Origin of the sequence: Comamonas sp. w2-DMI, assembly GCF_040187735.1 — a bacterium.
GTDB classification, from domain to species: Bacteria; Pseudomonadota; Gammaproteobacteria; order Burkholderiales; family Burkholderiaceae_C; genus Comamonas; species Comamonas terrae.
In genome coordinates this window covers 592,571-614,431 of sequence record NZ_JBANEL010000001.1, presented here as the reverse complement: position 1 = coordinate 614,431, position 21,861 = coordinate 592,571, and the positions used below count along the sequence as shown (strand labels likewise).

Annotated in this window: 19 protein-coding genes and 2 pseudogenes; 15 read left to right on the top strand and 6 right to left on the bottom strand. The window is 65.1% G+C overall.

The features are described 5' to 3' along the window. The 5 genes from V8Z74_RS02740 to rpsF form a co-directional block, all read right to left on the bottom strand. Positions 1-321 (bottom strand): Arm DNA-binding domain-containing protein (locus V8Z74_RS02740; RefSeq protein WP_349707800.1); only part of this gene is annotated, 321 nt, incomplete at its 3' end. A 228-nt stretch (positions 322-549) separates the two neighbouring features. Then, positions 550-1,002 (bottom strand): 50S ribosomal protein L9, encoded by a 453-nt coding sequence (gene rplI / locus V8Z74_RS02735; protein WP_066472528.1) that lies wholly within the window; start codon positions 1,000-1,002, stop codon positions 550-552. A 12-nt stretch (positions 1,003-1,014) separates the two neighbouring features. After that, a complete protein-coding gene (gene rpsR / locus V8Z74_RS02730) occupies positions 1,015-1,296 on the bottom strand; it encodes a 30S ribosomal protein S18 (RefSeq protein WP_027016880.1) in 282 nt (93 codons plus the stop codon). A gap of 18 nt (positions 1,297-1,314) precedes the next feature. Beyond that, positions 1,315-1,605 carry a primosomal replication protein N gene (gene priB, locus V8Z74_RS02725; RefSeq protein WP_066472531.1) on the bottom strand — a complete coding sequence of 97 codons (291 nt, stop codon included), beginning with the start codon at positions 1,603-1,605 and terminating at the stop codon, positions 1,315-1,317. Positions 1,606-1,626: 21 nt separating this feature from the next. Then, entirely contained in the window at positions 1,627-1,989 is a 363-nt protein-coding gene (gene rpsF, locus V8Z74_RS02720) for a 30S ribosomal protein S6 (RefSeq protein WP_066472534.1), read from the bottom strand. Between the two features lie 316 nt (positions 1,990-2,305). Here rpsF and grpE point away from each other — a divergent pair, with 316 nt between their 5' ends. The 3 genes and pseudogenes from grpE to dnaJ all read left to right on the top strand — a co-directional run bounded on the left by grpE (position 2,306) and on the right by dnaJ (position 6,116). Continuing rightward, positions 2,306-2,848 (top strand): nucleotide exchange factor GrpE, encoded by a 543-nt coding sequence (gene grpE, locus V8Z74_RS02715; protein ID WP_066472540.1) that lies wholly within the window; start codon positions 2,306-2,308, stop codon positions 2,846-2,848. 92 nt (positions 2,849-2,940) lie between these two features. Next, positions 2,941-4,888, top strand: a pseudogene (gene dnaK, locus V8Z74_RS02710) (molecular chaperone DnaK). Between the two features lie 103 nt (positions 4,889-4,991). Further along, positions 4,992-6,116: a molecular chaperone DnaJ gene (gene dnaJ / locus V8Z74_RS02705; RefSeq protein ID WP_066472544.1), complete on the top strand. Its 1,125-nt coding sequence runs from the start codon at positions 4,992-4,994 to the stop codon at positions 6,114-6,116. Between the two features lie 132 nt (positions 6,117-6,248). On the opposite strand, the gene V8Z74_RS02700 is transcribed toward dnaJ, so the two are convergent. Continuing rightward, entirely contained in the window at positions 6,249-7,538 is a 1,290-nt protein-coding gene (locus V8Z74_RS02700; RefSeq protein ID WP_349707798.1) for a tetratricopeptide repeat protein, read from the bottom strand. A gap of 285 nt (positions 7,539-7,823) precedes the next feature. On the opposite strand from V8Z74_RS02700, the gene V8Z74_RS02695 reads away from it, so the two are divergent. From V8Z74_RS02695 to accD, 12 genes and pseudogenes are all read left to right on the top strand, one after another. Beyond that, positions 7,824-8,795 carry a LysR family transcriptional regulator gene (locus V8Z74_RS02695; protein ID WP_066472553.1) on the top strand — a complete coding sequence of 324 codons (972 nt, stop codon included), beginning with the start codon at positions 7,824-7,826 and terminating at the stop codon, positions 8,793-8,795. Between the two features lie 71 nt (positions 8,796-8,866). Beyond that, positions 8,867-10,288, top strand: a complete 1,422-nt coding sequence (gene leuC, locus V8Z74_RS02690) for a 3-isopropylmalate dehydratase large subunit (protein ID WP_349707797.1) — start codon at positions 8,867-8,869, stop codon at positions 10,286-10,288. A 28-nt stretch (positions 10,289-10,316) separates the two neighbouring features. Beyond that, a complete protein-coding gene (locus V8Z74_RS02685) occupies positions 10,317-10,442 on the top strand; it encodes an entericidin A/B family lipoprotein (RefSeq protein WP_066472559.1) in 126 nt (41 codons plus the stop codon). 26 nt (positions 10,443-10,468) lie between these two features. Then, positions 10,469-11,125 carry a 3-isopropylmalate dehydratase small subunit gene (gene leuD, locus V8Z74_RS02680; RefSeq protein ID WP_066472562.1) on the top strand — a complete coding sequence of 219 codons (657 nt, stop codon included), beginning with the start codon at positions 10,469-10,471 and terminating at the stop codon, positions 11,123-11,125. 119 nt (positions 11,126-11,244) lie between these two features. After that, positions 11,245-12,320 (top strand): annotated as a pseudogene (leuB, locus tag V8Z74_RS02675) (3-isopropylmalate dehydrogenase). A gap of 376 nt (positions 12,321-12,696) precedes the next feature. After that, on the top strand, positions 12,697-13,809 hold the full coding sequence (asd, locus tag V8Z74_RS02670) for an aspartate-semialdehyde dehydrogenase (RefSeq protein WP_349707796.1): 1,113 nt from the start codon (positions 12,697-12,699) through the stop codon (positions 13,807-13,809). A 393-nt stretch (positions 13,810-14,202) separates the two neighbouring features. Further along, the gene (locus V8Z74_RS02665; RefSeq protein ID WP_349707794.1) at positions 14,203-17,022 is read left to right on the top strand and encodes a motility hub landmark protein FimV; all 2,820 of its coding nucleotides are present in this window, start codon (positions 14,203-14,205) and stop codon (positions 17,020-17,022) included. A 38-nt stretch (positions 17,023-17,060) separates the two neighbouring features. Then, complete coding sequence (truA, locus tag V8Z74_RS02660; protein ID WP_349707793.1) at positions 17,061-17,912, top strand: tRNA pseudouridine(38-40) synthase TruA; 852 nt, start codon at positions 17,061-17,063, stop codon at positions 17,910-17,912. Continuing rightward, positions 17,909-18,622, top strand: a complete 714-nt coding sequence (locus V8Z74_RS02655; RefSeq protein WP_349707792.1) for a phosphoribosylanthranilate isomerase — start codon at positions 17,909-17,911, stop codon at positions 18,620-18,622. Before truA ends, V8Z74_RS02655 begins: the two co-directional genes overlap by 4 nt. Beyond that, a complete protein-coding gene (gene trpB, locus V8Z74_RS02650; protein ID WP_349707791.1) occupies positions 18,615-19,919 on the top strand; it encodes a tryptophan synthase subunit beta in 1,305 nt (434 codons plus the stop codon). Before V8Z74_RS02655 ends, trpB begins: the two co-directional genes overlap by 8 nt. Further along, the gene (gene trpA / locus V8Z74_RS02645) at positions 19,916-20,725 is read left to right on the top strand and encodes a tryptophan synthase subunit alpha (RefSeq protein WP_066472591.1); all 810 of its coding nucleotides are present in this window, start codon (positions 19,916-19,918) and stop codon (positions 20,723-20,725) included. The genes trpB and trpA overlap by 4 nt, the downstream gene beginning before the upstream one ends. Positions 20,726-20,910: 185 nt before the next feature. After that, positions 20,911-21,786 (top strand): acetyl-CoA carboxylase, carboxyltransferase subunit beta, encoded by an 876-nt coding sequence (gene accD, locus V8Z74_RS02640; RefSeq protein WP_349707790.1) that lies wholly within the window; start codon positions 20,911-20,913, stop codon positions 21,784-21,786. The last annotated feature ends 75 nt before the right edge of the window (positions 21,787-21,861 follow it).

The window sequence follows — 21,861 nt, the reverse complement described above, 5'->3', positions numbered from 1 at the left end:
GAACTTTTTGCACAGCTCCGTGACGGTGGGCGCCTTGCGCGCATCGGCCTTGGCGCCGCCAGGATCGCCGCCCCGGCGAACCTCGGCCAACCAGTCCTGTGCCTTGACCCGTGCCTGTTCGACGGTCAGTTCCCCATACAGCCCCAGCGAGGGCTTGCGGGGCTGGCCGGAGTTCGTGCGGTATTGGAGCATGAACACCCGGCGGCCCGTCGGGGTAATCTTGCACAGGAAGCCGGGCACCACGGTATCCCGCAGTTCAACATCCTTGGCCTGGGGTTGCGCCGACTCCACGGCGGTCTTTGTGAGCTTGATCTTTGCCATGATGACTCCTCGGAACGACCCGGATTCCAGGAGCCAGATAGGAGCGGCGCGAGGGAAAACCGGGTCAAGTTTCAGAAAGCACCGGCATATGATGGACGCGCGTAAGTTATTGATAAACCTGCTGTATCGAGCTGCGGCGCAGTCCAGCGAACTACCGGGCTGGAGTCATCGTGAAACAAAAAAAACCGCCCGAAGGCGGCTTTTTGCCAGTTCGGAACGGAGTCCGAATCAGGAGTGGTCGCCGTACACCGAAACGGAGACTTCGGCGGACACATCGGTGTGCAGAGCCACCACCACGGTAGCGTCGCCAACCATCTTGATGGGACCGTTGGGCATGCGCACCTGGGCCTTGTGCACTTCGAAACCGGCCTTGGTCAGTTCTTCAGCGATGTCGGCATTGGTGATGGAGCCGAACAGGCGGCCGTCCACGCCAGCCTTCTGGGTCAGCTTGACGTTCACGCCGTTGAGCTTCTCGCCCATGGCCTGAGCGGCAGCCAGCTTCTCGGCAGCAGCCTTTTCCAGTTCGGCGCGCTTGGCTTCGAATTCGGCCTTGGCAGCTTCGGTGGCACGACGGGCAGCGCCCGTGGGGATCAGGAAGTTGCGGGCGTAGCCGTCCTTGACCTTGACGATATCGCCGAGGTTGCCCAGGTTTACAACCTTGTCGAGCAGAATAACTTGCATGGGTTGTGCTCCTTAGATCTTGTGCTGGTCAGTGTAAGGAACCAGAGCCAGGAAGCGGGCGCGCTTGATGGCAGTGTTCAGCTGACGCTGGTAGATGGCGCGCGTGCCGGTCAGGCGAGCGGGCACGATCTTGCCGTTTTCGGCGATGAAGTCACGCAGGGTGTCGACATCCTTGTAGTCGATTTCCTCGACGCCGGCGACGGTGAAGCGGCAGAAGCGCTTGCGCTTGAACAGCAGCGACTGGGTGTTGCGCTTGGGACGCTTGTCCTTGTTGAATTTCTTGAACGTGGCCATTTCTGGACCTCTTGAAAATTAGTTTTGTTGAATGTCCTGAATGTGCAAAACCAGCATCTTCGTATTGCGCGGCGTGGCCAGAAAGCCCTGGAATGTCCATTGGCTGCCTGGGGCCTGGCGGGCCAGCTTCTCAGCCAGCGGGCCGAAGGCCACCGCCTTGACGGATGCAGTGACGTTGCGCTTGCTGCCGGCCTCTGCTTGCTGCGAGCTGTGCTCGATGCGCAGATCCAGGGCGGGCAATCCGGCGGGCGTGTAGCGCAGAGCGGCTAGCTCGGCGAGGGTGCCCGTCAGTGCAACGCGGTTTTCCACTCCTTCAGCGTCTTGGATGCCTTAAGCGTGCTCGGCCTGGTTGGCCTTGCGGGCTTCTTCGCGCTCGACGGTCTTCATCATGGAGGAAGGAGCGGTTTCGGCCTTCTTCTTCTGAACCGTCAGGTGACGCAGCACGGCATCGTTGAACTTGAAGGCGTGTTCCAGTTCAGCCATCACAGCCTGGTCGGCTTCGATGTTCAGGCACAGGTAGTGGGCCTTGGCGAGCTTGTTGATCAGGTAGGCCAGCTGACGGCGGCCCCAGTCTTCTTCGCGGTGGATCTTGCCGCCACCAGCGGTGATCATGCCCTTGTAGCGCTCCAGCATGGCGGGCACTTGCTCGCTCTGATCCGGATGGATCAACAAAACGATTTCGTAATGACGCATAACGACTCCTTTTGGGAAAACGCCGCCCACTGCGTCGGTAGCGGTGCGGCAAGGCAAAACGTGAGATTCTAGCGCAGCTGCTTTGTATCTGTACACTTGGGGCTTCATAAACCCGGCATCCCGGCCGGGAAAGCAGGCATGCGCCGGTGCAGCAGGCAATCATCGAAGCACTCACTTCACCCGAAAGCCTTGCCAGGCATGAAGCTCCTCAAGGGCAGCCGCATTCGGCCATCTCCTACCCGGGCAAGGCTTGAAATAATCCGGGCCGCGCACATCTACTCGCAAGATTGTCTTAAGTTCTGAAAAACACTTACCTATGTCCGACAACAATCCCAACCCTTTGCAAGACGCCTCCCCCGAAGAAGTCGAAGCCGCAATGGCTGCCAACGCGTCTGACGAGATGGATAGGCTGAAGGCTGAGCTGGAGGAACTCAAGGCCAAGAGCTCCGAGCTGGCCGACCAGTATCTGCGCGCCAAGGCGGAAGCCGAGAACGTGCGCCGCCGCGCCGAGGAAGACGTGGCCAAGGCCCGCAAGTTCGGCATCGAGAGCTTTGCCGAAAGCCTGCTGCCCGTGTGCGACAGCCTGGATGCTGCCTTGTCCATCGAGAACGCGACGGCCGAACAACTGCGCGAAGGCTCGGACGCCACGCTGCGCCAGCTGGTTTCGGCCCTGGAGCGCAACAAGGTCGTGCCCATCAATCCGGCCGCCGGCGAAAAATTCGACCCCCATCAGCACCAGGCCATCAGCATGGTGCCTGCCCAGCAGGAAGCCGGCACCGTGGTCACCGTGCTGCAAAAGGGCTACATGATTGCCGACCGCATCCTGCGCCCCGCCCTGGTGACGGTTGCCCAAGGCTGAAGCAGCAAGAAATTGCGCCGCGGCTCTTGAACCCGGGCACAGCGGCCACCAACTAACAACCAATCGAACATTTCACGAATACGGAGAGAAACATGGGAAAAATCATCGGTATCGACCTGGGCACGACCAATAGCTGCGTCGCCATCATGGATGGCAACAACACTCGCGTGATCGAGAACAGCGAAGGTGCCCGCACCACCCCCTCCATCATTGCCTACCAGGACGACGGCGAGATCCTCGTCGGCGCCTCGGCCAAGCGCCAGGCCGTCACCAACCCCAAGAACACCATCTACGCCGCCAAGCGCCTGATCGGCCGCAAGTTCGACGAAAAGGAAGTGCAGAAGGACATCGACCTGATGCCCTACTCCATCGTCAAGGCTGACAACGGCGACGCCTGGGTGGAAGTGCGCGGCCAGAAGCTGGCGCCCCCCCCAGATCAGCGCCGAAGTGCTGCGCAAGATGAAGAAGACCGCCGAGGACTTCCTGGGCGAACCCGTGACCGAGGCCGTGATCACCGTGCCGGCCTACTTCAACGACGCCCAGCGCCAGGCCACCAAGGATGCGGGCCGCATCGCGGGCCTGGAAGTCAAGCGCATCATCAACGAGCCCACGGCCGCGGCGCTGGCCTTCGGCCTGGACAAGGGCGGCAAGGGCGACCACAAGATCGCCGTGTATGACCTGGGCGGCGGCACGTTCGACGTGTCCATCATCGAGATCGCCGACGTGGACGGCGAAAAGCAGTTCGAAGTGCTGTCGACCAACGGCGACACCTTCCTGGGCGGCGAAGACTTCGACCAGCGCATCATCGACTACATCATCACCGAGTTCAAGAAGGAACAGGGCGTCGACCTGTCCAAGGACGTGCTGGCCCTGCAGCGCCTGAAGGAAGCCGCCGAAAAGGCCAAGATCGAGCTGTCGAACTCCTCGCAGACCGACATCAACCTGCCCTATATCACGGCCGATGCCTCGGGTCCCAAGCACCTGAACATCAAGCTGACCCGCGCCAAGCTGGAATCGCTGGTGGACGAGCTGATCGAGCGCACCATCGCGCCCTGCCGCACGGCCATCAAGGACGCCGGCATCTCCGTGTCCGATATCGACGACGTGATCCTGGTCGGCGGCATGACCCGCATGCCCAAGGTGCAGGAAAAGGTCAAGGAATTCTTCGGCAAGGAACCCCGCAAGGACGTGAACCCCGACGAAGCCGTGGCCGTGGGCGCTGCCGTGCAGGGCCAGGTGCTGGGCGGCGAGCGCTCCGACGTGCTGCTGCTGGACGTGACTCCCCTGTCCCTGGGTATCGAGACCCTGGGCGGCGTCATGACCAAGATGATCACCAAGAACACCACGATCCCGACGAAGTTCGCGCAGACCTTCTCGACGGCCGAGGACAACCAGCCCGCCGTGACCATCAAGGTGTTCCAGGGCGAGCGTGAAATGGCTTCGGGCAACAAGCTGCTGGGCGAGTTCAACCTGGAAGGCATTCCGCCCGCAGCGCGCGGCATCCCGCAGATCGAGGTGACCTTCGACATCGACGCCAACGGCATTCTGAACGTGTCCGCCAAGGACAAGGCTTCGGGCAAGGAAAACAAGATCACCATCAAGGCCAACTCCGGCTTGTCCGAGGAAGAGATCCAGAAGATGGTCAAGGATGCGGAACTGAACGCAGCCGACGACAAGAAGAAGCTGGAAATCATCCAGGCCAAGAACCAGGGCGAAGCCGCTGTGCACAGCGTCAAGAAGAGCCTGGGCGAGCATGGCGACAAGCTCGACGCCGCCGAGAAGTCGGCCATCGAGGCTGCCGTGAAGGACCTGGAAGAAGCCCTCAAGGGTGACGACAAGGACGCCATCGATGCCAAGACCACGGCGCTGATGACCGCCAGCCAGAAGCTGGGCGAAAAGATGTACGCCGACGCCCAGGCCGCCACAGGCGGTGCCGAGGCAGCCGCTGCCGCCGGTGCAGGCGCATCCGCCGCAGGCTCCTCCACCGCTGGCGACGACAACGTGGTCGACGCCGAAGTCAAGGAAGTCAAGAAGGACTGATCCCACCCTCGGTCCTGAGTCCACTCACTGACCGCTTGCCGCCGCGCCGGCTCCGACAAGGGGTTGACGCGGCGTTCCTGCTCCTTCTGGCGGAAGAATTACCATGTCCAAACGTGACTACTACGAAGTCCTGGGCGTTGCCAAGAACGCTTCGGACGACGAACTGAAAAAAGCCTATCGCAAGCTGGCGATGAAATACCACCCTGACCGCAACCAGGGTGAAAAGGCCAAGGAAGCCGAAGAAAAATTCAAGGAGGCCAAGGAGGCCTACGAGATGCTTTCGGACGCCCAGAAACGCGCAGCCTACGACCAGTACGGCCATGCCGGCGTCGACCCCAACCGGGGCATGGGCGGCATGGGCGAAGGTTTTGGCGGCTTTGCCGAAGCCTTCGGCGACATCTTCGGCGACATGTTCAGCCAGGGCCGCCGCGGCGGCCGTCAGGTCTATCGCGGCAACGACCTCAGCTATTCCATGGAGATCACCCTGGAAGAAGCTGCCAAGGGCAAGGATGCGCAGATCCGCATTCCGAGCTGGGACAACTGCGACACCTGCCACGGCAGCGGCGCCAAGCCCGGCACCAGCGCCAAGACCTGCTCCACCTGCAACGGCATGGGCAGCGTGCAGATGCGCCAGGGCTTCTTCAGCGTGCAGCAGACCTGCCCGCACTGCCGCGGCACCGGCAAGATCATTCCCGAGCCCTGCCCCTCCTGCGGCGGCCAGGGCAAGGTCAAGCGCCAGAAGACGCTGGAAGTCAAGATTCCGGCCGGCATCGACGACGGCATGCGCATCCGCTCGGCCGGCAACGGCGAGCCCGGCACCAATGGCGGCCCGGCGGGCGATCTGTACATCGAGATCCGCATCAAGGACCACGACATCTTCGAGCGCGATGGCGACGACCTGCACTGCAACGTGCCGGTGAGCTTCATCACGGCCGCGCTGGGCGGCGAGATCGAAGTCCCCACCCTTTCGGGCAAGGCGGCCATCGACATCCCCGAAGGCACGCAGGCCGGCAAGCAGTTCCGCCTGCGCGGCAAGGGCATCAAGGGCATACGCTCCAGCTACCCGGGCGACCTGTACTGCCACATCGTGGTGGAAACGCCGGTCAAGCTCACCGAGCACCAGCGCAAGCTGCTCAAGGAACTGGACGAATCGCTCAAGAAGGGCGGCTCCAAGCACTCGCCCAGCGGCGAAAGCTGGACCGATCGCCTCAAGAGCTTCTTCAGCTGAACAAAAACGCAGCCACTGGCTGCGTTTTTTCTTCTCCGGGCCGCGCCGAGATGAAAGCGCCCTCCCGAAGGGGCCGCGACTACGCGTGGCGAGGAGCGGGGGAGCCATTTTTCATGGCCGGACGACCCCCGCTCAGCCCGGCTCCCGGACAGGCTTCCAGCTTCGGGCTTCGCGCTGGATGCGCAGGCGCTCCGCCGGCGTCAGGGCTTCGCCGGCCGCCTGGGTGCGGGCTTCCAGCGACGCATCCTTGTCCCTGGCGACCAGCAGCCAGAAATAGGCCTTCTGCGGATTCTTGGCCACGCCCTGGCCGCTGGTGTAGAGCGATGCCAGATTGGACTGGGCCAGCGTATAGCCCTGCTTGGCCGAACGCTCGAACCATTGCACGGCCCTGGCCGGGTCGGCCGCAACCCCCTGGCCGTTCGCATACAGAAAGCCCAGCGTGGACTGGGCTGAAGCCAGGCCCTGGTTCGCGGCCTTCTCGAACCACTGGGCCGCGCGCTGCATGTCCTGCTTGACCACGGCGCCCTCGGCATAGGTCATGCCCGCGTTGTACTGGGCATCCACATGGCCTTGCTCGCCCGCCTTCTCGAACCATTTGAGCGCGGCCTTGGCATCCTCCTTCACTCCGCGGCCGCTGGCGTACATCACGCCCAGGCTGTACTGCCCGGCGGCCTCGCCTTTCTCGGCGGAGCGCTGAAACCACTGCACGGCCTGCGCCTCGTCCTTGGGCACGCCGCGGCCTTCGGCATACATCAGGCCCAGGTTGTTCTGGGCAATGGCGTCGCCCTGATCGGCCGCCTTGCGGTACCACAGGGCCGCCTGGGCGTCGTCCTGGGCCACGCCCCGTCCATTCGCATACAGCACGCCCAGGTCCGACTGGGCCGGCGCATAGCCCTGCTCGGCCGCGCGCCGGTACAGCTGCACCGTCTGCGACAGGTCCTGCTTCACGCCGTTGCCGAAGCGGTAGCGCGACCCCAGCAGGTATTGGGCCTTGGCATCGCCGGCCTGGGCCGACTCGCGCAGCGCCGCCAGCTCCTTGGCGTCGTCGGCACTGCCGGCCGCTGCATTGGGAGCCGGGCTCCAGTGCTCCAGGCCCATGGGGACGGCAGCCGCCGCGGCGCCAGCGGCTGCGGCCCGGCCGGTACGACCGTGGCGGGCAGGTGCCGCGCCCTTCCTGGCCGCGCCGCCCTTGGCTGCCTTGCCCGCCTTGGCTGGTGCGGCCTTGGCCGCAGGTTTCGCGGCGCCGGCCGGGGAACGGGCGGGCGCCGGCTTGGAAGATTTGCTGGCGGCTGCGGTCTTGCCCTTGGCGGGCGCGGCGTGCACAGCAACAGAACCCAGTGCCAGAGCCAGGCTTGCCACAGCCGTCAGGCAGGCATGGCTCCAGCGCAAGGCATGGGAAGAAGAAGGTGAGGACGAGGACAAGGCGGTATCGAAAAAAAGGCCGGAAAGCTTCCGGCAGTTGGAGGGACAAGTCTGTCGAGGCTCATATTTTTGCAGCATGCTCTCGAAGCGTCACGCCACTTTACTGTCTGTTAACAGCTGAAAAAAACTCCGGCAGCCCGGCCGGCACATCGCCAGCCGATAGCAGACCCATCGCAAAAGCATCACCCATCGCCAGCAAAGACATCTCATTCAAAGATGGTTAAGCAATGATTTATAGGTAAGAATGCAATCAACTTCTCTAAACGAGAAGACAGAGTCTCCCCCATGAAGAATTCCGAGCGTAGTTTTGCAAGGCGCATAGACCTCACCTCGCTGCAGCTGTTCGTGGCTGTCTGCGAGCTGGGCAGCATCGGCCGCGCCGCAGAGCGCGAGTTCATCGCGGCTTCGGCCGTGAGCAAGCGCCTGTCCGATCTTGAAGCCACCGTCGATACCGCGCTGCTGTACCGCCACAGCCGCGGCGTGACGCTGACACCTGCGGGCGAAAGCCTGCTGCACCATGCGCGCAACGTGCTCTATGGCCTGGAACGCATGCAGGGCGAGCTGTCCGAGTATGCCGACGGCGTGCGCGGCCATGTGCGCATGCACGCCAACATGTCGGCCATCGTGCAGTTCCTGCCCGAAGACCTGGGTGCCTTCGCCCGCGAGCACAGCCAGATCAAGATCGACCTGCAGGAGCACCTGAGCCCCGACGTGCTGAGCGCCGTGGCCGAGGGCACGGCCGATATCGGCATCTGCACGCTGGGCAATGCATTGCAGCCTGGCAGCAAGCAGGCCACCGTGCAGCTGACCCAGGGCAATGTGCCGCTGCAATACCGCCGCTACCGCGAGGACCGGCTGGTCGTCGTCGTGCCCGAGCGCCATGCGCTGGCCGAGCGCGAAAGCGTGGCCTTCGCCGAAGTGCTGGAGTGGGACATCGTCAGCCTGCATGCGGGATCTTCCATCAGCCTGGCCATGCGCGCGGCCGCAGCCCAGGCCGGCCATGCGCTACACCAGCGCATCCAGGTCACCAGCCTGGATGCCATGTGCCGCATGATCGACAATGGCCTGGGCCTGGGCCTGCTGCCGGACCGGGCCTTCGAGCTCATGCACGGCGTGGGCCATCTGCGGGCCGTGCACCTGAGCGATGACTGGGCACGCCGCGAACTGTGCGTGGTGGCGCGCGACTTCGACGCCCTGCCCGTCACCACCCGCCTGCTGGTGGACCACCTATGCCCTGCCGGCAGCGCCCGGGCCTGACGCCTGCTGACGGCCTGCCGCACGGCTTTACCGAATCCACACCCCGACAACCCCAACCTCACGAGACCGCCATGGGACGCACCCTTTACGACAAGATTTTTGACGAGCACGTCGTTCACACCGAGGAAGACGGCACCTCCATCCTCTACATCGACCGCCACCTGGTGCACGAAGTGACCAGTCCCCAGGCCTTCGAGGGCCTGCGCATGGCCGGGCGCAAGCTGTGGCGCATCAGTTCCGTGGTGGCCACGGCCGACCACAATACGCCCACCGACGGCTGGGAGCGCGGCTACGACGGCATTGCCGATCCCATCAGCAAGGAACAGATCACCACGCTCAACAGCAACATCGCCGAATTCGGCGCGGCTGCCTTCTTCCCCTTCATGGACAAGGGCCAGGGCATCGTCCACGTGATGGGCCCCGAGCAGGGCGCGACGCTGCCCGGCATGACCGTGGTCTGCGGCGACAGCCACACTTCCACGCACGGCGCCTTCGGCGCGCTGGCCCACGGCATCGGCACCTCCGAGGTCGAGCATGTGATGGCCACGCAGACCCTGCTGGCCAAGAAGGCCAAGAACATGCTGGTCAAGGTCAACGGCAAGGTCGCCCCCGGCATCACGGCCAAGGACATCGTGCTGGCCATCATCGGCAAGATCGGCACGGCCGGCGGCACGGGCTACACCATCGAATTCGCGGGCGAAGCCATTCGCGACCTGTCCATGGAAGGCCGCATGACCGTCTGCAACATGGCCATCGAAGGCGGCGCGCGCGCCGGTCTCGTGGCCGTGGATGACAAGACCATCAACTACATCAAGGGCCGCCCGCTGGCGCCCACCGGTGCCGAGTGGGATGCCGCCGTCGCCTATTGGAAGACGCTGCACTCCGACGCCGACGCCACGTTCGACCGCGTGGTCGAGCTCAACGCCGCCGAGATCGTGCCGCAGGTCACCTGGGGCACCTCGCCCGAGATGGTGCTGGGCGTGGATGCCACCGTACCCGATCCCGACAAGGAAAAGGACCCCAACAAGCGCGGCGCCATCGAGCGCGCCTTGACCTATATGGCCCTTACGCCCGGCAAGCCCATCAACGACATCTTCGTGGACAAGGTCTTCATCGGCTCGTGCACCAACAGCCGCATCGAGGACATGCGCGAGGCCGCCGCCGTGGTCAGAAAGCTGGGCCAGAAGGTGGCCAGGAACATCAAGCTGGCCATGGTCGTGCCCGGCTCCGGCCTCGTGAAGGAACAGGCCGAGCGCGAAGGCCTGGACCAGATCTTCAAGGCCGCCGGCTTCGAATGGCGCGAGCCCGGCTGCTCCATGTGCCTGGCCATGAACGCCGACCGCCTGGAGCCCGGCGAGCGCTGCGCCTCCACCAGCAACCGCAACTTCGAAGGCCGCCAGGGCGCGGGAGGCCGCACCCACCTCGTCAGCCCGGCCATGGCCGCGGCCGCCGCCATCCACGGCCACTTCGTCGATATCCGCAAGTTCGCCTGAACACATCCTCTCTTCAGCGAGTCCGACCATGAAGCCACCGTTTCCGATCCTCCTGATTGGCCTGGCCCTCACCCTGGCCGCCTGCAACACCGTCAAGGGCATTGGCCAGGACGTGCAAAGCGCAGGCAGCGCCATCGAGCGCGCCGCTCGCTGATCCCCCAGAACATACGCCTTCAAGCCATGCAAAAATTCACCGTGCACAAGGGCCTTGTCGCCCCCATGGACCGCGAGAACGTCGACACCGACGCCATCATTCCCAAGCAGTTCCTGAAGTCCATCAAGAAGACGGGCTTCGGCCCCAACCTGTTCGACGAATGGCGCTACCTGGACCAGCCCGGCCAGCCCGGCGTGCCCGAGTCCGAACGCAAGCCCAACCCCGACTTCGTGCTCAACCAGCCGCGCTACAAAGGCGCCAGCATCCTGATCGCACGCAAGAACTTCGGCTGCGGCTCCAGCCGCGAGCACGCCCCCTGGGCGCTGGACCAGTACGGCTTCCGCGCCATCCTGGCCCCCAGCTTTGCCGACATCTTCTTCAACAACAGCTTCAAGAACGGCCTGCTGCCCATCGTGCTGCCCGAGGCCACGATCGACCTGCTGTTCAACGAAGTGGCGGCCTTCCCCGGCTACGAGCTGACCATCGACCTGGAGCGCCAGGTGATCGTGCGCCCCCAGGGTGAGGAAATCCCCTTCGACGTGATTGCCTTCCGCAAGTACTGCCTGCTCAACGGCTTCGACGACATCGGCCTGACCATGCGCCATGCCGACAAGATCAAGGCCTTCGAGGCCGAGCGTCTGGCGCAAAAGCCCTGGCTGGCTCACACATTGATCCAGCGCTGATTCATTTCTATCAATAAATGAGCTGCCAGCGCTCTCCATTCATAGACTTCCAAGCAAATTCAATATGAAGTCTATGAATATCAAGCGCAAGCAGCTATCAAATTAATCAAAGGAACATCATGAAGATCGCAGTGTTGCCCGGAGACGGCATCGGCCCCGAAATCGTCGCGGAAGCCGTCAAGGTGCTCGAAGCCCTGAACCTGGGCCTGGAAATGCAGACCGCCCCCGTGGGCGCGCCGGCTATGAAGCCGAAGGCCATCCGCTGCCGCCCGCCACACTCAAGCTGGCGCAGGAAGCCGACGCCATCCTGTTCGGCGCCGTGGGCGACTGGAAGTACGACACGCTGGACCGCCCCCTGCGCCCCGAACAGGCCATCCTGGGCCTGCGCAAGGCCCTGGGCCTGTTCGCCAACTTCCGCCCCGCCATCTGCTACAAGGAACTGACCCACGCCTCCAGCCTCAAGCCCGAGCTGGTCGCGGGCTTGGACATCCTCATCATCCGCGAGCTGACCGGCGACATCTACTTCGGCCAGCCGCGCGGCCGCCGCAGCGCTCCCGACGGCCACTTCCCCGGCGCCGAGGAAGCCTTCGACACCATGCGCTACACCCGTCCCGAGATCGAGCGCATCGCCCACGTCGCCTTCCAGGCCGCGCAAAAGCGCAGCAAGCGCGTGACCAGTGTGGACAAGGCCAACGTGCTCGAAACCTTCCAGCTGTGGAAGGACGTGGTCACCGAAGTCGGCAAGCAGTACCCGGACGTGCAACTCGACCACATGTACGTGGACAACGCCGCGATGCAGCTGGTCAAGGAGCCCAAGCGCTTCGACGTGGTGGTCACCGGCAACATGTTCGGCGACATCCTGTCCGACGAGGCCTCGATGCTCACCGGCTCCATCGGCATGCTGCCCTCGGCCTCGCTCAACGACAGGAAGCAGGGCCTGTACGAACCCAGCCACGGCTCGGCGCCCGACATCGCCGGCAAGGGCATCGCCAACCCGCTGGCCACCATCCTGTCGGCCGCGATGATGCTGCGCTTCTCGCTGAACCAGGAAGCCGCCGCCCAGCGCATCGAAGCCGCCGTGCAGAAGGTGCTGGCCAAAGGGTTGCGCACCGCCGACATCTACAGCGAAGGCACGACCAAGGTTTCCACCCGCGAAATGGGCGACGCCGTGGTCCGGGCGCTGGCCGAAGTCTGAGCCACCGGCACCGCAAAGGCCGGGGCCAGCTCCCGGCCTTTGCAGCAGATCATGTTTTCGGACGTTTTTGATCAAAACGTCAAAAATAAATCACAAATTTCGACGATTTGACGATTACATAAAGCACATTTAACAAACCGTGCTTTTACCGCAGTCGCTACAATCACAGCTCTTATGTTTGCCGCCCGCCCTTTCCTCGCTGAAACCGCAGCACCCGCAGCCTCTGCCGGTGTGGACGTGCGCGCGCAAATCGTTAAGACCATTAAGACGATTACAGGCTGACCCAGCCCGGTTCGTCGTGCGCCCCTGATCCGGCCAGACGAGCCGGACGAAGCAGTCTCAAGCTACTGTTTTCAAAACTGAAAGGGCGTTTCAAATGAGCAAGCAACTGGTTGGTTTGGTAGGCTGGCGCGGCATGGTCGGTTCCGTGCTGATGGACCGCATGCAGGCCGAGGGCGACTTCGAGCTGATCGAGCCGGTCTTCTTCTCCACCTCCAATGCCGGCGGCAAGGCCCCGGCCATGGCCAAGACCCACACCCAGCTCAAGGATGCCAACGACATCGCCGAGCTGGCCAAGTGCGACATCATCATCACCTGCCAGGGCGGCGACTACACCAAGGAAGTCTTCCCCAGGATCCGCGCCGCCGGCTGGAACGGCCACTGGATCGACGCCGCCTCCTCGCTGCGCATGGAGAACGACGCCGTCATCGTGCTGGATCCCGTCAATGAAGGCCTGATCAAGCAGAAGCTCGCTGCCGGCGGCAAGAACTGGATCGGCGGCAACTGCACCAATTCCATCCTGCTGATGGGCCTGGGCGGCCTGTTCAAGGCTGGCCTGGTCGAGTGGGTTTCCTCCATGACCTACCAGGCTGCCTCGGGCGGCGGCGCCAACCACATGCGCGAGCTGCTCAAGGGCATGGGCGTGGTGCACGCCGCCGTGGCCGATGAGCTGGCCACGCCTGCCTCCGCCATCCTGGAGATCGACCGCAAGGTGGCCACCACCATCCGCGAGGACGTGCCCACCGAATTCTTCGGCGCCCCGCTGGCCGGCGGCCTGATCCCCTGGATCGACGCCCAGTTGGACAACGGCCAGTCCAAGGAAGAATGGAAGGGCCAGGCCGAGGTCAACAAGATCCTGGGCACCGAAGCCACCATCCCCGTGGACGGCCTGTGCGTGCGCATCGGCGCCATGCGCTGCCACTCGCTGGCGCTGACGCTCAAGCTCAAGAAGGACCTGCCGCTGGCCGAGATCGAGGCCCTGATCCGGAGCGGCAACCCCTGGGTCAAGTTCGTCGCCAACGAGCGTGCGCTCACCGTCAAGGAACTGACCCCTGCCGCCGTGACCGGCGGCCTCGAAGTGGCCGTGGGCCGCGTGCGCAAGCTCAACATGGGCCCCGAGTACGTGTCCGCCTTCGTGATCGGCGACCAGCTGCTGTGGGGCGCCGCCGAACCGCTGCGCCGCATGCTGCGCATCCTGCTGGCCGCCTGAGCGGCGCCGGCCTGGCTCTTGAGCCAGCGCAACTCCCCCTGAAGCGCCATGCCATCCCTTGGATGGATGGCGCTTTTTTCGCCTCTGCAGCACAGCCCAGGCGGCATGCATGCGGCACAATCGGGCGCCACCGATGCCGCTTTTCGGGCGTTTCGACAGTTGCCAACAGGGATACATTAGGTTTCATCTCGTTGCCAATCGACAACATTGCGCAGGCTGGCCTGCCGCCTTATCGCTGGCAACGCAATAGCGTGGATGACAATGCAAGCCGTGTGCCCTGGGCCTTGAACCTGTTCATGCGCCTTTGGTAAGTTTTATTTACATGTGTACCCGCCGGCATTCCCAGAAAAACAATAGGCGCCAGCGGAACGCACCCACAAAAGTTTGAGCTTTATGCAACGCTGGAAACTCTCTGCGCTCGCCGCCGCGACCCTGGCCCTGACCGGCATGACGGCCACCAATGCGTGGGCCCTTGCCCTGGGCCGCATCACGGTGCAGTCGGCCCTTGGCGAGCCGCTGCGCGCCGAAGTGGAGATTCCGCAGCTCAGCGCCGCGGAGGCGGACAGCCTGCAGGCCGGCGTGGCTTCGCCGGAGGCCTTCCGCGCCCAGGGCGTGGAGTATTCGGGCACGGCCAACTCGATCCGCGTCAAGGTCGTCAGAAATGCCAACGGCTCGGCCGTGCTGCAGCTGAGCAGCTTCCAGCCTGTCAACGATCCCTTCCTCGATCTCGTCATCGATGCCAGCTGGGCTTCGGGCAAGCTCCAGCGCAACTACACGCTGCTGCTGGATCCGCCGGCCGCGCGCCGTGCCGCGCCCGGCGTGACGGCTGCGGCCCAGGCTTCGGCCCCCGAAGCCGCTCGGGCACGCCCTGGCCGCCCCGCCGTCAATACCCCCACCGTCACGGCACCCGCCCAGGACGAAAGCAGCCCCACAGCGCCGCGCAAGCCCGCGCCGCCGGCGGTTGCCGCACGCCAGGCCCCGCTGGCCGCAACGGCATCCGGCGAGGAAGTGCGCGTCAGGACAGGCGACACGGCCGGCCGCCTGGCCGCGGCCCACCGCCCTGCCGGCGTTTCGCTGGACCAGATGCTGGTGGCCATGCTGCGCGCCAATCCCCAGGCCTTCATCAACGGCAACGTCAACCGCATGCGCAGCGGCGTCGTGATCCAGATGCCCGATGAGGCCGCCGCCAAAGCCACGCCGCAGAACGAGGCGCGCCGCATCATGGCCGCGCAGTCGCGCGACTTCAACCAGTTCCGCCGCCAGCTGGCCGGTGCCGCCCCCGCCGCACCGGTGGAAGCGGCATCGCGCGCGGCTTCCGGCAAGATCCAGGCCCAGGTCGAAGAGGCCAAACCCAGCACGGCAGCCCCCGACAAGCTCACGCTGTCCAAGGGTGCGGTCAAGGGTGTGGAAGCCGACGAAAAGCTGGCCCAGCAAAAGCAGTCGGCCGACCAGTCCTCGCGCATGGACGAACTCAAGCGCAACATGGCCGAGCTCAGCCAGATCGCCGCCGCCACCAAGCCCGAGGGTTCCGCTGCCAGTGCGGCCGGCACCGGCAGTTCCGCGACCGCGGCACCAGGGGTGGCCATACCCGCAGCGGCACCGGCAGCCGCAGCACCTGCAGCAGGCGAAACGCCGGCCGAGCCGGCCGCAGCCACCCCGGCAGCCGATGCCGCAGGCACGCCCGCCGCTGCGCCCGAAGCAGCCGCATCGCAGGCAGAACCTGCAGACAAGAGTACCGACGAAGCCAAGCCAGCCGAGGCTGCAGCCCCAGCGGCCGCACCGGCGCCCCAGCCCAGGCCGGCACCAGCGCCAGTTCCCGTGCCACAGGAGCCCAGCTTTATCGACAGCCTGATGGAAGACCCCACCATTCCGCTGGCCGGTGCCGCGATCCTTGCCTTGCTGCTCGGCTACGGCGGCTATCGCGTGGCGCAGCGCCGCAAGGCGGCAGCCGCCGTGGCGGACAGCACGCTGGGCGACAGCCAGCTGGCTGCCGATTCTTTCTTCGGCGCCAGCGGCGGCCAGCATGTGGATACCGGCACCAGTAGCCAGATGTCGGGCCATTCCATGCAGTATTCGCCCAGCCAGCTCGATGCCGGCGACGTGGATCCGCTGGCCGAGGCGGACGTCTATCTGGCCTATGGCCGCGACCTGCAGGCCGAGGAAATCCTCAAGGAAGCCCTGCGCACCGATCCCAACCGACTGGTGCTGCACCAGAAGCTGGCCGAAATCTATGCCAAGCGCCATGACCGCAAGGCCTTTGAAGCCACGGCCCAGACCCTGCGCAACCTGACTCAGGGCCAGGGTCCGGAATGGCAACGCCTGGCCGACCAGGGCCGCATCCTCGACCCCGAGAACGCCCTGTACCAGCAAGGCGGCAATACCTCCCTGCCCCAGGCCGGCAGCGCCAGCGCTCAGCCCGCTGCCGCAGAGCCCGCCGCAGCGCTGGCCGGCGGTCTGGCCGCAGGCGCCGCCGCCATGGGCTTTGGCGCCGCGCTGGCCCAGTCGAAACTGGATGCCGACCGCGAAGGCCCCGCCACCCTGCCTGCCGGCCTGGACCTGAACATGGATCTGGACCTGCCCGGCGGCCTGGCCGACGCCGAGCCCGTGCACAAGCTCGACGAAGCACCGGCCATCCCCCAGCCCAGCGAACAGGACTTTGCCGATCTCGGCAGCTGGAGCGCCACCCCGGCAGCTCCCGCTGCGGCGCTTCCCGAAGCAGCTCCCGCCTCCGAGCACGACAACAGCCTGGACATGGATTTCGGCTCGGCCCTGGAAGCGCCCGCAGCCCAGCCCCCCTCGGCTTCGCCGGGCGGCGTGATGGATACCGAGGCAGCGTCGGCCGCGCCCGCCACGCCCGAGGGCCTGGAGTTCGACCTGAGCGACTTCGCCCTGCCCTCGTCGACCCACGCAGAAGCAACCGACAGGCCTGTGGCTGCCGAGTCCCTGGCAGAAGACGATCCTGCCGACTCCAACGTCATGGAATTCGACCTGAGCGCCCTGTCGCTGGATCTGGGCAACAGCAACGCGCCGGCTTCCCCGTCGCCAGCCCCCGTGGCGCCGGAAGACCCGCTGGCCACCAAGCTGGCGCTGGCCGAGGAATTCAATGCCATCGGCGACAGCGACGGAGCACGTACACTGATAGAGGAAGTGATCGCCGAAGCCCAGGGCGATCTCAAGGCCCGGGCCCAGCGCCTGCTCTCTGAAATTGGTTGATATTTGATGCGTTTGAACTCCACGCCAGAGGCTTTGCCATGCGCATAGCCCTCGGCGTCAGCTACAACGGACAGGCCTACAACGGCTGGCAGAGCCAGCCTTCGGGCAACACCGTACAAGATCACCTCGAAGCGGCCCTGGGCCGCTTTGCTGCTCAAGAGGTGTCCACGATCTGTGCGGGCCGCACCGATGCCGGCGTGCACGGCCTCATGCAGGTCGTGCACTTCGACACCGCACTGCAGCGTGCGCCGTTCTCCTGGGTGCGTGGCACCAACACCTTTCTGCCGCCCGACATTGCCGTGCAGTGGGCCCAGCCGGTACCGGACGAGTTCCACTCGCGCGCCTGCGCCACGGGCCGCCGCTACGCCTATGTGCTGCTGCAGTCACCCGTGCGCCCCAGCGTGGAAGCCGGCCGGGTGGGCTGGGTGTTCCATGCGCTGGACGGCCAGGCCATGCAGGAGGCGGCCCGCCACCTGATCGGCGAGCACGATTTCTCGTCCTTTCGCGCCTCGGGCTGCCAGGCCAAGACACCGGTCAAGACGCTGTACGACATCCGCGTCAGCCGCCGCATGGCCGATGGCGGCTCCCGGCAGGCCGCCGTCAGCTCCATGCGCCCGGGCGACACCGAGCCCATGGAATGTTGCTACTGGCGCTTCGAATTCGACGGCAGCGCCTTTCTGCACCACATGGTGCGCAACATCATGGGCTGCCTGATCGCCATCGGCCAGGGGCTGCACCCGCCCGAATGGATGCAGCAGGTGCTGGCGGCGCGCTCGCGCGATGCGGCAGCGCCCACCTTCGCCCCGGACGGCCTGTACTTTCTCGGCCCCATGTACGATGAGAAATGGGGCCTGCCCACGCGCACGGCCGCATTCGACTGGCTGCCATGAACCACCCACAACGAACCCGTATCAAGATCTGCGGCCTGACGCGCGAGGAGGACGTGGATGCTGCCGTGGCCGCAGGCGCCGACGCCATCGGCTTCGTGCTCTATGCCAGGAGCCCGCGCGCCGTCAGCGTGGAGCGCGCGGCCGAGCTGGCCCGGCGCCTGCCGCCCTTTGTCACGCCGGTGCTGCTGTTCGTCAACGAAAGCGCTTCCAGCGTGATAGCAGCTTGCGCCCGCATACCGGGCGCTTGCGTGCAATTCCATGGCGACGAATCCCCCGAGGACTGCGCAGCGGCCACGCTGGGCACCCGGCCCTATCTGCGGGCGGCACGCATACCCCTTGGAGACGGTGCCGCGCAGTTCGACCTCGTAGAATATGCACAACGTTATTCGAAAGCCCAGGCCATACTGCTCGACGCCCATGTCGACGGCTATGGCGGTGGCGGAAAAGCATTCAATTGGTCACTCCTGCCAACAAGCGTCGCCTCTCACCTCGTTTTGTCTGGTGGACTCACGCCTGCAAACGTGACCGATGGCATCTTGCAAGTGCGCCCTCGCGGGCTGTCGCTGGCCGTTGATGTGAGCTCGGGAGTCGAGGCCGACGGCCCCGACGGCAAGCCGCTCAAGGGCATCAAGGACGCCCACAAGATCCACCGCTTCGTTGCTGCCGTACGCGCAGCCGATGCCTCCTATTTGCAGACCACGCATGTTTGAATACCAATACCCCGACGTCCAGGGCCATTTCGGCCGCTACGGCGGCAGCTTTGCCAGCGAGACCCTGACCCACGCGCTCACCGAGCTGCGCGACGCCTACGCCAGGTACCAGAACGACCCCGAATTCATCGCCGAATTCCAGTCCGAGCTGGCCCATTACGTGGGCCGCCCCTCGCCCGTCTACCACGCGGCACGCATGTCGCGCGAGATGGGCGGCGCCCAGATCTACCTCAAGCGCGAGGACCTGAACCATACGGGCGCCCACAAGATCAACAATGTGATCGGCCAGGCCATGCTGGCCAAGCGCATGGGCAAGCCGCGCATCATCGCCGAGACCGGCGCCGGCCAGCACGGCGTGGCCACGGCCACCATCTGTGCGCGCTACGGCCTGGAGTGCATCGTCTACATGGGCGCCGAGGACGTGAAGCGCCAGAGCCCCAACGTCTACCGCATGCGCCTGCTGGGCGCCACCGTGGTGCCCGTGGAGTCGGGCAGCCGCACGCTCAAGGACGCGCTCAACGAAGCCATGCGCGACTGGGTCGCCAACGTGGACAACACCTTCTACATCATCGGCACCGTGGCCGGCCCGCACCCCTATCCCATGATGGTGCGCGACTTCCAGAAGGTGATCGGCGACGAATGCCTGACGCAGATGTCCGAATTCCTGGGCGAAGGCCGGCAGCCCGACGCGGTGATCGCCTGCGTGGGCGGCGGCAGCAATGCCATGGGCATCTTCTACCCCTACATTCCCTACGAGAACACCCGCCTGATCGGCGTGGAAGCCGCGGGCGAGGGCCTGGACAGCGGCAAGCACTCGGCCAGCCTGCAGCGCGGCTCCTCGGGCGTGCTGCACGGCAACCGCACCTTCATCCTGCAGGACGAGAACGGCCAGATCACCGAAACGCACAGCATCAGCGCCGGCCTGGACTACCCCGGCGTGGGCCCCGAGCACGCCTGGCTGCAGGAAATCAAACGCGCCCAGTACGTGGGCATCACCGACGCCGAGGCGCTGGACGCCTTCCACTACCTGTGCCGCGCCGAAGGCATCATTCCCGCGCTGGAGTCCAGCCACGCCGTGGCCTATGCCATGAAGCTGGCCAAGACCATGCGACCCGACCAGTCCATCCTCGTGAACCTCTCGGGCCGCGGCGACAAGGACATCGGCACCGTGGCCGACCTGTCGGGCGCCGAATACTATGACCGCCCTTCCATGCGCGGCCACACCGTCAAGGGTGCGCCAGGCCACGATGCCGCCAAGGCGGCCCACGGCGCTGCGGGAGGAAACAACAAGCTATGAGCCGTATTGCCACCACTTTCAGCAAGCTCCAAGAAGAAGGCCGCAAGGCCCTGATTCCCTATGTGACCGCCGGCTTTCCGTTTGCCGCCATCACGCCCTCGCTCATGCACGGCATGGTGGAGGCCGGTGCCGACGTGATCGAGCTGGGCGTGCCCTTCTCCGACCCCATGGCCGACGGTCCCACCATCCAGCGCGCGGGTGACAAGGCCATTGCCAACGGCGTGGGCCTCAGGCAGGTGCTGGCCTATGTGGCCGAATTCCGCAAGAAGGACGAGGCCACGCCCGTGGTGCTCATGGGCTACGCCAACCCCGTGGAACGCTACGACCAGATGCATGGCGAGGATGCCTTCGTCAACGACGCGGCCGCGGCCGGCGTGGACGGCGTGCTCATCGTGGACTACCCGCCCGAGGAATGCGAGGAATTCGCCGCCAAGCTGCGCGCGCGCGACATGGACCTGATCTTCCTGCTGGCCCCGACCAGCACGGACGAGCGCATGCAACAGGTGGCCCGCGTGGCCAGCGGCTATGTGTACTACGTCTCGCTCAAGGGCGTGACGGGTTCGGGCGCCCTGGATACCTCGGCCGTGGAAGCCATGCTGCCGCGCATCCGCGCGCATGTGAGCATTCCCGTGGGCGTGGGCTTCGGCATCCGCGACGCCCAGACCGCCCACGCCATCAGCCGCGTGGCCGATGCGGTGGTCATCGGCAGCCGCATCATCGAAATGCTCGACGGCCAGCCCCACGAGAAGATTGTTCCGCTGACAATAGACTTTCTGCGTGGTGTGCGAAAGGCTCTCGACGCATAATGCAGCCCTGAAATCAGCCACCCCCTGAGCGGCTTTGCCGCTTCCCCCCTGAAGGGGGACGACCGCTTCGCAGCGGGGCGGCCCTTGCTCGCTGTCCCTGACGGGATTGCGCCAGTGCCTGCGCCGCGCCGCCCTCATGGGTTGCGGGTGGCGCGCAGTGCAGTGGAAACTGAAAAGGAAACACCATGTCCTGGCTCGAAAAACTTCTGCCTGCCAAGATCCAGCAGACCAATCCGACGGAGCGCCACCAGCAGATTCCCGAAGGCCTGTGGATCAAATGCCCCAGCTGCGAAACCGTTCTCTACAAGACCGATCTGGAGAAGAACCAGAACGTCTGCCCCAGCTGCGGTCACCACCACCGCATCGGCGCCCGCGCGCGCCTGAACCATTTCCTCGACGCCGAAGGCCGCTATGAAATCGGCCAGGAAGTCATTCCGGTCGACGCGCTCAAGTTCAAGGACAGCCGCAAGTACCCCGAGCGCCTGAAGGAAGCACTGGAGAACACCGGCGAGACCGATGCGCTGGTCGTCATGGGCGGCGCCGTCAAGAGCGTCAACGTGGTCGTTGCCTGCTTCGAATTCGACTTCATGGGCGGCTCCATGGGTTCCGTGGTCGGCGAGCGCTTCGTGCGCGGCGTGGAAACCGCCATCGAGCAGAAGGTACCCTTCATCTGCTTCACCGCCACCGGCGGCGCGCGCATGCAGGAAGGCCTGCTGTCGCTGATGCAGATGGCCAAGACCAATGCCGCGCTCACGCGCCTGGCCAAGAAGGGCCTGCCCTACATCTCCGTGCTGACCGATCCGACCATGGGCGGCGTCTCGGCCGGCTTCGCCTTCATGGGCGACATCGTCATGGCCGAGCCCAATGCGCTGATAGGCTTTGCCGGCCCGCGCGTGATCGAGACCACGGTGCGCGTGAAACTGCCCGAAGGCTTCCAGCGCGCCGAGTTCCTGCAAGACAAGGGTGCCGTGGACATGATCGTGGACCGCCGGGAACTGCGCGACCGCATTTCCAGCTCGCTGGCCATGCTGCAGCGCCTGCCGGCCGACGCCGTGCAATAAGCACAAGCACCCGGGCGCATTCTGCGCCTGCCAGCAAAAAGCCCGTGCAGACCGAGATCTGCACGGGCTTTTTGC

Bases quoted from the DNA above. Each gene is read 5' to 3' on its own strand.
- rpsF (WP_066472534.1), bottom strand. From the start codon at position 1,989: ATGCGTCATTACGAAATCGTTTTGTTGATCCATCCGGATCAGAGCGAG.
- trpB (WP_349707791.1), top strand. From the start codon at position 18,615: ATGTTTGAATACCAATACCCCGACGTCCAGGGCCATTTCGGCCGCTAC.
- grpE (WP_066472540.1), top strand. From the start codon at position 2,306: ATGTCCGACAACAATCCCAACCCTTTGCAAGACGCCTCCCCCGAAGAA.
- leuC (WP_349707797.1), top strand. From the start codon at position 8,867: ATGGGACGCACCCTTTACGACAAGATTTTTGACGAGCACGTCGTTCAC.
- V8Z74_RS02685 (WP_066472559.1), top strand. From the start codon at position 10,317: ATGAAGCCACCGTTTCCGATCCTCCTGATTGGCCTGGCCCTCACCCTG.
- dnaJ (WP_066472544.1), top strand. From the start codon at position 4,992: ATGTCCAAACGTGACTACTACGAAGTCCTGGGCGTTGCCAAGAACGCT.
- V8Z74_RS02695 (WP_066472553.1), top strand. From the start codon at position 7,824: ATGAAGAATTCCGAGCGTAGTTTTGCAAGGCGCATAGACCTCACCTCG.
- V8Z74_RS02655 (WP_349707792.1), top strand. From the start codon at position 17,909: ATGAACCACCCACAACGAACCCGTATCAAGATCTGCGGCCTGACGCGC.
- accD (WP_349707790.1), top strand. From the start codon at position 20,911: ATGTCCTGGCTCGAAAAACTTCTGCCTGCCAAGATCCAGCAGACCAAT.
- leuD (WP_066472562.1), top strand. From the start codon at position 10,469: ATGCAAAAATTCACCGTGCACAAGGGCCTTGTCGCCCCCATGGACCGC.
- V8Z74_RS02665 (WP_349707794.1), top strand. From the start codon at position 14,203: ATGCAACGCTGGAAACTCTCTGCGCTCGCCGCCGCGACCCTGGCCCTG.
- asd (WP_349707796.1), top strand. From the start codon at position 12,697: ATGAGCAAGCAACTGGTTGGTTTGGTAGGCTGGCGCGGCATGGTCGGT.
- trpA (WP_066472591.1), top strand. From the start codon at position 19,916: ATGAGCCGTATTGCCACCACTTTCAGCAAGCTCCAAGAAGAAGGCCGC.
- truA (WP_349707793.1), top strand. From the start codon at position 17,061: ATGCGCATAGCCCTCGGCGTCAGCTACAACGGACAGGCCTACAACGGC.
- rplI (WP_066472528.1), bottom strand. From the start codon at position 1,002: ATGCAAGTTATTCTGCTCGACAAGGTTGTAAACCTGGGCAACCTCGGC.
- rpsR (WP_027016880.1), bottom strand. From the start codon at position 1,296: ATGGCCACGTTCAAGAAATTCAACAAGGACAAGCGTCCCAAGCGCAAC.